Genomic DNA, 7,644 nt, shown 5'->3' on the forward strand with positions numbered 1-7,644 from the left:
GCCTGTATGTCCTCACATCCGGGCCCTAACTAGGAGTAGCCGTGTTGCTGCGCATGTCGTCGTTGTTGCTTCGCACCCTGCGGGACGACCCGGCAGACGCGGAAGTCCCGAGCCACAAGCTCCTGGTCCGCGCCGGCTACGTCCGCCGCGTCGCGCCCGGTATCTACTCATGGCTGCCGCTGGGCAAGATCGCCCTCGAGAACGTCACCCGCGTCGTGCGCGAGGAGATGAACAGGATGGGCGGACAGGAGGTGCTCTTCCCCGCCCTGCTGCCCCGCGAGTACTACGAGACCACGGGCCGCTGGACCGAGTACGGCGACAACATCTTCCGCCTCAAGGACCGCAAGGGCGGCGACTACCTGCTCGGCCCCACCCACGAGGAGCTGTTCGCCGACATGGTGAAGGGCGAGTACTCCTCCTACAAGGACTACCCCGTCACGCTCTACCAGATCCAGAACAAGTACCGTGACGAGGCGCGGCCCAGGGCGGGCATCCTGCGCGGCCGCGAGTTCCTGATGAAGGACTCCTACTCCTTCGACCTCGACGACGACGGCCTCAAGCGCTCCTACGAGCAGCACCGCGAGGCCTACATCAGGACCTTCGACAGGCTCGGCCTCAACTACAAGATCTGCTTCGCCACCTCGGGCGCCATGGGCGGCTCGGCCTCGGAGGAGTTCCTCGCCCCCACGCCCACCGGCGAGGACGCCTTCGTCAACTGCCACCACTGCGGCTACGCGGCCAACGCCGAGGCCGTCGTCACCCCGGCGCCCGCCGCCCGCCCGCTGGAAGGGCTCGCGGCCCAGCGGGTGCTCGACACCCCCGACACCCCGACCATCGAGTCGCTGGTGTCGCTGGTCAACGCCCGGTACGGCCTGAACATCACCGCCGCCGACACCCTCAAGAACGTCGTGGTCAAGGTCACCACCCCTGGCTCCGACAAGGAGGAGACGCTGGTCATCGGCGTCCCCGGCGACCGCGAGGTCGACTTCAAGCGCCTCGAGGCCGCTCTGGCGCCCGGCGAGCCCGCCATCTTCGAGGACTTCCACAAGCACCCCGGCCTGGTGCGCGGCTACATCGGCCCGCAGGTGCTGAAGGACCTCGGCATCCGCTACCTCGTCGACCCCCGCGTCTCCACCGGCACCTCATGGGTGACCGGCGCCAACGAGAAGGGCAAGCACGCCGTCGACGTCGTCGCCGGCCGTGACTTCGTGCCCGACGGCACGATCGAGGCCGCCGAGGTGCGCGCGGGCGACGCCTGCCCCCGCTGCGGCAACGAACTGTCCATCGACAGGGGCATCGAGATCGGCCACATCTTCCAGCTCGGCCGCAAGTACGCCGACGCCGCCGGGCTCGACGCCCTCGGCCCCGACGGCAAGCCGATCAGGATCACGATGGGCTCCTACGGCATCGGCGTCTCCAGGGCGCTCGCGGTGATCGCCGAGCAGAAGCACGACGCGCTCGGGCTCGTGTGGCCGCGCGAGGTGGCCCCCGCCGACGTGCACATCGTCGGCACCGGCAAGGAGAACCAGGTCGAGGTGGCCGTCCAGCTCGCCGAGGAGCTCGAGTCGCGGGGGCTTCGCGTCCTGGTCGACGACCGCCCCTCGGTCTCGCCCGGCGTGAAGTTCAAGGACGCCGAGCTGCTGGGCATGCCCACCATCGTGGTGATCGGCCGCGGTCTCGGCCAGGGCGTCATCGAGCTGCGCGACCGCGCGACGGGCGTCAAGGAGGAGATCCCGCTCGCCGAGGCCGCCGAGCGCGTGCTCGCCGCCTGCCGCGACTGACCCCGCGTCCGGGGGGCGGCGGGTCGGCCTCCGCCCCCTGGCCGTACGGCCAAGCGCCGTTACATCGCCCGCTCGCGGGAAGCAGTGTCGCTGTGAAGCATCGACACATCGACGTAGACGGAGTGCGGACCTTCTACAGGGAGGCGGGCCCCGAGGGGGCGCCCGTCGTGCTCCTGCCGCACGGCTACCCGTCGTCCTCGTTCCAGTTCCGCCACTTCATGCCCGCCATGGCCGATCGCTGGCGACTGGTCGCGCCCGACTACCCGGGTTTCGGCTACAGCGCGACCCCCGAGGACTTCCCCTACACCTTCGACGGCTACGCCGCCTTCCTCGACAGGTTCACCTCGGTGTTGGGCCTGCGGCACTACGCCCTGTACCTGCACGACTACGGCTCGCAGATCGGCCTGCGGCTGGCGATGAAGGCGCCGGAGCGCGTCACCGCCCTGATCATCCAGAACGGCGACATCTACGAGGACGAGCTCGGCCCCAAGTACAAGCCGCTCAAGGACTACTGGGCCGACCCCACCCCCTCGGGCCGCGAACGGCTGAGCCAGGCGGTGTCGGAGGAGGGGTTCAGGGACGAGTTCGTCGGCGAGGTGGCCGAGCATCTCGCCGAGCGGATCAGCCCCGACCTGTGGGAGCTGTCGTGGCCGCTGATGGACACCCCCGCGCGCCGCGAGATCGCCGTGGGCCTGATGGAGGGGCTGAGGGAGAACCTCGGCTGGTTCCCTCGCTACCAGCGCTATCTCAGGGAGCACAGGCCGCCGACGCTGATCGTCTGGGGCCCCCAGGACGGGTACATGCCCGAGGGCGCCGCCCGCGCCTATCTGCGCGACCTGCCCGACGCCGAGCTCCACCTGCTGGAGGGCGGGCACTGGGCGCTGGAGACGAACCTGGACGAGATCGTCGCACTCACCCGCGACTTCCTCGGCCGCCTCGCGCCCGGTACCCCGCTTCAGCGGTAGTAGCGGTGGCGGCGACCGCCGAGAGACTTGCTGAGGTGGAAGCCGCCGGGGAGCCTCACCGTGACGTGGCGGCGGCCGTCGGGGGCGGTGCTGACGTGGAAGCGGCGACCGCCGAAGCTGTGGCCGACTCCGTGGCGGGACAGGTTGATCCTGAACGGGCCCACCTTGATCGACTTACGGTAGTGCCAGCCCATCGAGCCTCCTCGGGAAAAGTCCGTGGTGCCCTGAAAACGAAGGGCACCACGGAGGAGTTCCCTGATCAGCGGCGTGCGCTGCCGCCCAGCGTCTTGCGCCAGTGGAAACCGCCAGGGAGATTGACCGACAGCGTGCGCCGTCCGTCGGCGGTCCTGGTGACGCGGAAGGCCCTGTTGCCCCAGCTGTGCCCGACACCACCGCGGGACAGGTTCAGCCGAAACGGCCCTATCTTGATGGACTTGCGATAACCCCAGCCCATTGATGCCTCCATTGGGGGATTGGCGACGCGTCCCCGCTACCCATCCGAGAAGGCGTGAATCCCGCTGAGGGCGCGTGCGCCGTCAGCCGCCGGGGGTGGCCGACGGCGGGGCCGTGGTCTTGGCGGGCACGGTCTTGGCGGGCATGCCGGGAAAGGCCGTGACCGACGGACGGAAGCCGTACGACCTGATCACCGACTCCTGCATGGCGAGCGCCGCCAGCTTGCGTGTGGCGGCCCCCTGCGCCGCGCTGAGCTCGAGGTAGGCGGCCGTGACGCCCTCCTCCACATGGACGGCCAGACGGACGGCCTCCCTGGCGTTGCCGGGCACCACGGGCAGCGCGTAGGCGGCCTCGGGCTCGACGGGCCTGCCGCCGCCCGAGGAGATGAGCGCGCGCAGCTGGTCGCGCCTGGCCCTGTGGGCGTCGAAGGCCGCCGCCACCTTCGATCGCAGCGACCCCGTCGTGCGGGCGCCCATCAGGCCGTAGGCGTAGACGGCGGCGTGCTCGGCGGCCAGCGCCTTGCCCAGCGCCTCGACGTCGCTCATGACAGTCCTTCCCTCGAAGCCCGGGCAGCCCCCACAGCCGCGCCCCCGCAGGCGCTCCGGTCTCGTCTCTCCGCGGCCTGGCAGGCGTGCGGGTCTCTCACAGCGACCTCGGCAGGGCGAGGGCGTGGAGGGCCTCGCAGGCCCCGATGCTGGCGATCAGCTGCGACAGCGGGGGAGAGGCCTTGCCGAGCTGGCGAGGGCGCAGCGCGGCGGCCTTGCGCTCCAGGTCGCGCAGCCTGTTCAGCGTCACCTTGGGCGGCGAGGGCGTCGGGGAGGGCGCGGCCGACGGCGCGGGGGAGGAGGGGGAGGGGGCGCTCTCGCGCGGCAGCCGTTCGCGCAGCGCGGCCAGGTGCTCCTCGTGACGGGCCAGGAACGGCGCGAGCTTCTCGCCGCCCCCCGCCACCAGTGCGGAGTAGAGGCCGATCGTGCGCTCCTTGTCGGCGATCAGCTCGCGCAGCAGCAGGTGCTCGGGGTCGGGGGCCTTCGAGACGACGGGGTCGGGTTCGCCCGCCGTACAGCCGGACAGCGCCGCCATCGCCGCGCCGCCCGCGAGCACGGCACGCCTGGACAGGGGACGCAAGGACAACCTCCGGTCACGTCGGGAAGGCACATAGCATCGTAAGGGCTGGCGCACGCCGTTGGCGCGTTCCGCCTGACCGTGCCCAGGTACGATATGGTCTCGCTCTCTTGAGACTCAGCCGCCCGACCCTGTCGGGTGGCGCTCTCCCGTGCCCTGGTACGGATAGGGTAAGAGCAGTCGTCGACTGAGCGGCCGCCATGTTCGGCGGCCATGGATCGCAACACAATAGGGAGGTCGATATGGGCAGCGCATCATCCCGCGACCACCTGATGAAGCTCCTGGAGCCCGTCGTCGCCACAGCAGGTCTCGACCTGGAAGACGTCACCGTCACGCGCGCGGGCAAGCGAAGCCTGCTGCGCGTGGTCGTCGACAAGGACGGCGGGGTCACGCTCGACGATATCGCCGAGGTCAGCCAGGGCGTCTCCGACGCGCTCGACGGCGACGACTCGATGGGGCAGTCGCCCTACACGCTGGAGGTCTCCTCTCCTGGAGTCGACCGCCCGCTGACCGAGCCGCGCCACTGGCGCCGCGCAGCCAAACGCCTGGTCAAGGCCGAGCTGCGCGACGGCGGCATGGTGGAGGGCCGCATCCGGGCCGCCGACGAGAGCGGCGTGGAGATCGACGTCGACGGCGCCTCGCGCAGGATCGACTATCAGGACCTGACCCGAGGACGGGTACAGGTGGAATTCCGCCGGTTCGAGGACGAGGAAGACGACCTCGACGACACCGGCGACGAGGGCTAAGGGGGAAGCCTCGTGGACATCGACATGAGCGTCCTGCGCAGCCTTGAGCGGGAGAAGGACATCTCCTTCGACCTGGTCGTGAAAGCGATCGAGGATGCGCTGCTGATCGCCTACTTCCGCACGGAGGGCGCCGCGGCCAAGGCCAGGGCGGAGCTCGACCGCGCCACAGGGCACGTCACGATCTACGCGGCGGAGCTCGACGACGAGGGTGAGATCGTCAGGGAGTTCGACGACACCCCTGGCAACTTCAGCCGCATCGCGGCCACCACCGCCAAGCAGGTCATCCTGCAGCAGCTGCGCGACGCCGAGGACGAGATCAACTTCGGTGAGTTCGCCAGCCGCGAGGGCGAGCTGGTCTCCGGCGTCATCCAGCAGGGCCAGGACCCCCGCGTGGTGCTCGTCGACCTCGGCAAGATCGAGGCCGTGCTGCCCCACAACGAGCAGGTGCCCGGCGAGGACTACGTCCACGGCGAGCGCATCCGCGCCTACGTCGTCCAGGTGAAGAAGGGCCACAAGGGTCCTTCCGTCACGCTGTCGCGCACCCACCCCGGCCTGGTGAAGAAGCTCTTCGCGCTCGAGGTGCCCGAGATCGCCGACGGCACCGTCGAGATCGCGGCGGTCGCGCGCGAGGCGGGTCACCGCACCAAGATCGCGGTCGCCTCCCGCAAGGCAGGCGTCAACGCCAAGGGCGCGTGCATCGGCCCGATGGGCGCACGCGTGCGCAGCGTCATGACCGAGCTGCACGGCGAGAAGATCGACATCATCGACTGGTCCGAGGACCCCGCCGAGTTCGTGGGGAATGCGCTGTCGCCCGCACGCGTTTCGCATGTGGAGGTCCTCGACCTCGCCGGCAGGGTGGCGCGCGTCACCGTGCCCGACTACCAGCTCTCCCTCGCCATCGGCAAGGAGGGGCAGAACGCGAGGCTCGCGGCCAGGCTCACCGGATGGCGGATCGACATCCGTCCGGACACCCAGGCCGACGATCCCGCCGGTTCCGTAGATGCGTCCAAGCGGTAAGCTGGAATATGGTGGCCAGGCGGCCCCGCTGAGAACATGCGTGGGCTGCAGGGTTCGCACGGCTAAGTCCGAGCTGCTCCATCTGGTGCTCGTCGGGGATCTCGTGATCCCTGACCTGCGAGGACAGCTCCCTGGCCGGGGTGCTTCGCTGCATCCCGACCTGAGCTGCCTGGAGCTTGCCGAGCGTCGCCGAGCGTTTCCGCGCGCGTTTCGCGTGCCGGGGCCGCTTGACATCTCGCGAGTGCGAGCGCACCTGGAGAAGGAGAACCACGAAATGTCATGTAGGACGCCGAGTTGATGGGCGGAGTCAGATTGCTATGAGCGCCTGATGAGCACGCGGCGATGAAGACGTCAAGTTAACGACGGTCCGGACGGCACTGCCAGCCTCCCGGGCCAAGTAAGGGAGTGCAGTGGCGAAGGTCCGGGTATACGAGCTCGCTAAGGAGTTCGGCGTCGAGAGCAAGGTCGTCATGGCCAAGCTCCAGGAGATGGGAGAGTTCGTCCGTTCGGCGTCCTCCACCATCGAAGCGCCGGTGGTCCGCAGGCTCACCGAAGCTTTGGGCGTATCCAAGCCCACGAAGGGCGGCGGTTCGTCGTCCAAGCCGCAGCCGCCGAGGGCTGCGCCCCGGCCGGCTGACAGCAGCCAGGCCGGCAATGGCGTCGCGGAGGCGCCCGTTTCCTCAGGCCCGCGTCCGGGTCCTGTTCCGAAGCCGGGGCCCCGCCCCGGTCCCGCAGCCGGTGGCACTCCGCGCCCGCCGGTTCCGATGCCCCACCAGCAGCCTCAGCCCGAGGCCGCCAAGGCCGAGACTCCTCGCGAGGCTCCGCAGGCCCCTCAGGCTCCGCGTTTCGAGAGCCCCAAGCCCTCCGCGGCTCCGCGTCCTGGGCCGGCTTCCCGCCCCGCGGCTCCCGGCCCTCGTCCTGGCCCCGCCCAGCAGGGTGGTCGCCCCGCGGGTCCCGGTGGTCCCCGTGACGGTGGCGCCCCGCGTCCCGCCGGTGGTCCCGGTGGTCAGCGCGAGGGTGGCGCGCGTCCAGGCCCCAAGCCTGGTCCGCGTCCCGGGCCTCGTCCCGGCAACAACCCGTTCTCGTCCAACGCGACCGGCATGGGTCAGCGTCCGCCGCGTCCCGGCGGCCCGCGTGAGGGCGGTCCCCGCGAGGGTGGCCCGCGTCCCGGCGGTCCCCGTGACGGCGCTCCGCGCGACGGCGCGATGCCGCGTCCGCCCGCGAGCCGTGGTGGTCAGGGCGCTCCCGGCGCCGGTGGCCCCCGTCCCGGCCCCGGTGCCGGCGGTCCGCGTCCCGGTGGCGGCCCAGGTGCGGGCGGTCCCCGTCCCGGTGGTCCGCGTCCCAACCCGATGATGATGCCGCAGGGTCGCCCTGCCGGCCCCGGTGGTGGTGGCGGCGGTGCCCGTCCCGGCGGCGGTGGCGGTGGCGGTCGTTCCGGCGGCGGTGGCGGAGGCGGCCGTGCCGGTGGCGGCGGCGGTTTCGCCGGTCGTCCCGGTGGTGGCGGCGGCGGTTTCGCCGGTCGTCCCGGTGGCGGCGGTGGCGCGGGTCCGCGCACCGGCA

General features: G+C 71.0%; 10 protein-coding genes. 6 read left to right on the top strand and 4 right to left on the bottom strand.

Going from position 1 to position 7,644, the window contains the following annotated elements; translation table 11 throughout:
• The first annotated feature begins 41 nt into the window (after positions 1 to 41).
• Together ABFX50_RS21730 and ABFX50_RS21735 are read left to right on the top strand one after the other, a co-directional pair.
• A complete protein-coding gene (locus ABFX50_RS21730; RefSeq protein ID WP_183657310.1) occupies positions 42 to 1,781 on the top strand; it encodes a proline--tRNA ligase in 1,740 nt (579 codons plus the stop codon).
• Between the two features lie 92 nt (positions 1,782 to 1,873).
• On the top strand, positions 1,874 to 2,746 hold the full coding sequence (locus ABFX50_RS21735) for an alpha/beta fold hydrolase (RefSeq protein WP_346149013.1): 873 nt from the start codon (positions 1,874 to 1,876) through the stop codon (positions 2,744 to 2,746).
• Here ABFX50_RS21735 and ABFX50_RS21740 read toward each other — a convergent pair.
• The 4 genes from ABFX50_RS21740 to ABFX50_RS21755 all read right to left on the bottom strand — a co-directional run bounded on the left by ABFX50_RS21740 (position 2,737) and on the right by ABFX50_RS21755 (position 4,330).
• Positions 2,737 to 2,940: a DUF4236 domain-containing protein gene (locus ABFX50_RS21740; RefSeq protein ID WP_346149015.1), complete on the bottom strand. Its 204-nt coding sequence runs from the start codon at positions 2,938 to 2,940 to the stop codon at positions 2,737 to 2,739. The genes ABFX50_RS21735 and ABFX50_RS21740 overlap by 10 nt on opposite strands.
• Before the next feature lie 65 nt (positions 2,941 to 3,005).
• Complete coding sequence (locus ABFX50_RS21745; protein ID WP_183657318.1) at positions 3,006 to 3,200, bottom strand: DUF4236 domain-containing protein; 195 nt, start codon at positions 3,198 to 3,200, stop codon at positions 3,006 to 3,008.
• Between the two features lie 82 nt (positions 3,201 to 3,282).
• A complete protein-coding gene (locus ABFX50_RS21750; RefSeq protein ID WP_346149018.1) occupies positions 3,283 to 3,744 on the bottom strand; it encodes a ferritin-like domain-containing protein in 462 nt (153 codons plus the stop codon).
• Between the two features lie 97 nt (positions 3,745 to 3,841).
• On the bottom strand, positions 3,842 to 4,330 hold the full coding sequence (locus tag ABFX50_RS21755; protein ID WP_346149020.1) for a hypothetical protein: 489 nt from the start codon (positions 4,328 to 4,330) through the stop codon (positions 3,842 to 3,844).
• A gap of 233 nt (positions 4,331 to 4,563) precedes the next feature.
• Between ABFX50_RS21755 and rimP the strand changes: the two genes are divergently transcribed.
• The 4 genes from rimP to ABFX50_RS21775 all read left to right on the top strand — a co-directional run.
• Positions 4,564 to 5,067 (top strand): ribosome maturation factor RimP, encoded by a 504-nt coding sequence (gene rimP / locus ABFX50_RS21760; protein WP_183657327.1) that lies wholly within the window; start codon positions 4,564 to 4,566, stop codon positions 5,065 to 5,067.
• Positions 5,068 to 5,079: 12 nt separating this feature from the next.
• Positions 5,080 to 6,084, top strand: coding sequence for a transcription termination factor NusA (nusA, locus tag ABFX50_RS21765; RefSeq protein ID WP_183657330.1), 1,005 nt, complete (start codon positions 5,080 to 5,082; stop codon positions 6,082 to 6,084).
• Positions 6,068 to 6,382 (top strand): YlxR family protein, encoded by a 315-nt coding sequence (locus ABFX50_RS21770; RefSeq protein WP_183657333.1) that lies wholly within the window; start codon positions 6,068 to 6,070, stop codon positions 6,380 to 6,382. Before nusA ends, ABFX50_RS21770 begins: the two co-directional genes overlap by 17 nt.
• Positions 6,383 to 6,494: 112 nt before the next feature.
• Positions 6,495 to 7,644: translation initiation factor IF-2 N-terminal domain-containing protein (locus tag ABFX50_RS21775; RefSeq protein ID WP_346149023.1), on the top strand; the 1,150-nt coding region annotated here is incomplete at its 3' end.

It is taken from the genome of Nonomuraea recticatena (assembly GCF_039533245.1).
GTDB classification, from domain to species: domain Bacteria; phylum Actinomycetota; class Actinomycetes; order Streptosporangiales; family Streptosporangiaceae; genus Nonomuraea; species Nonomuraea roseola.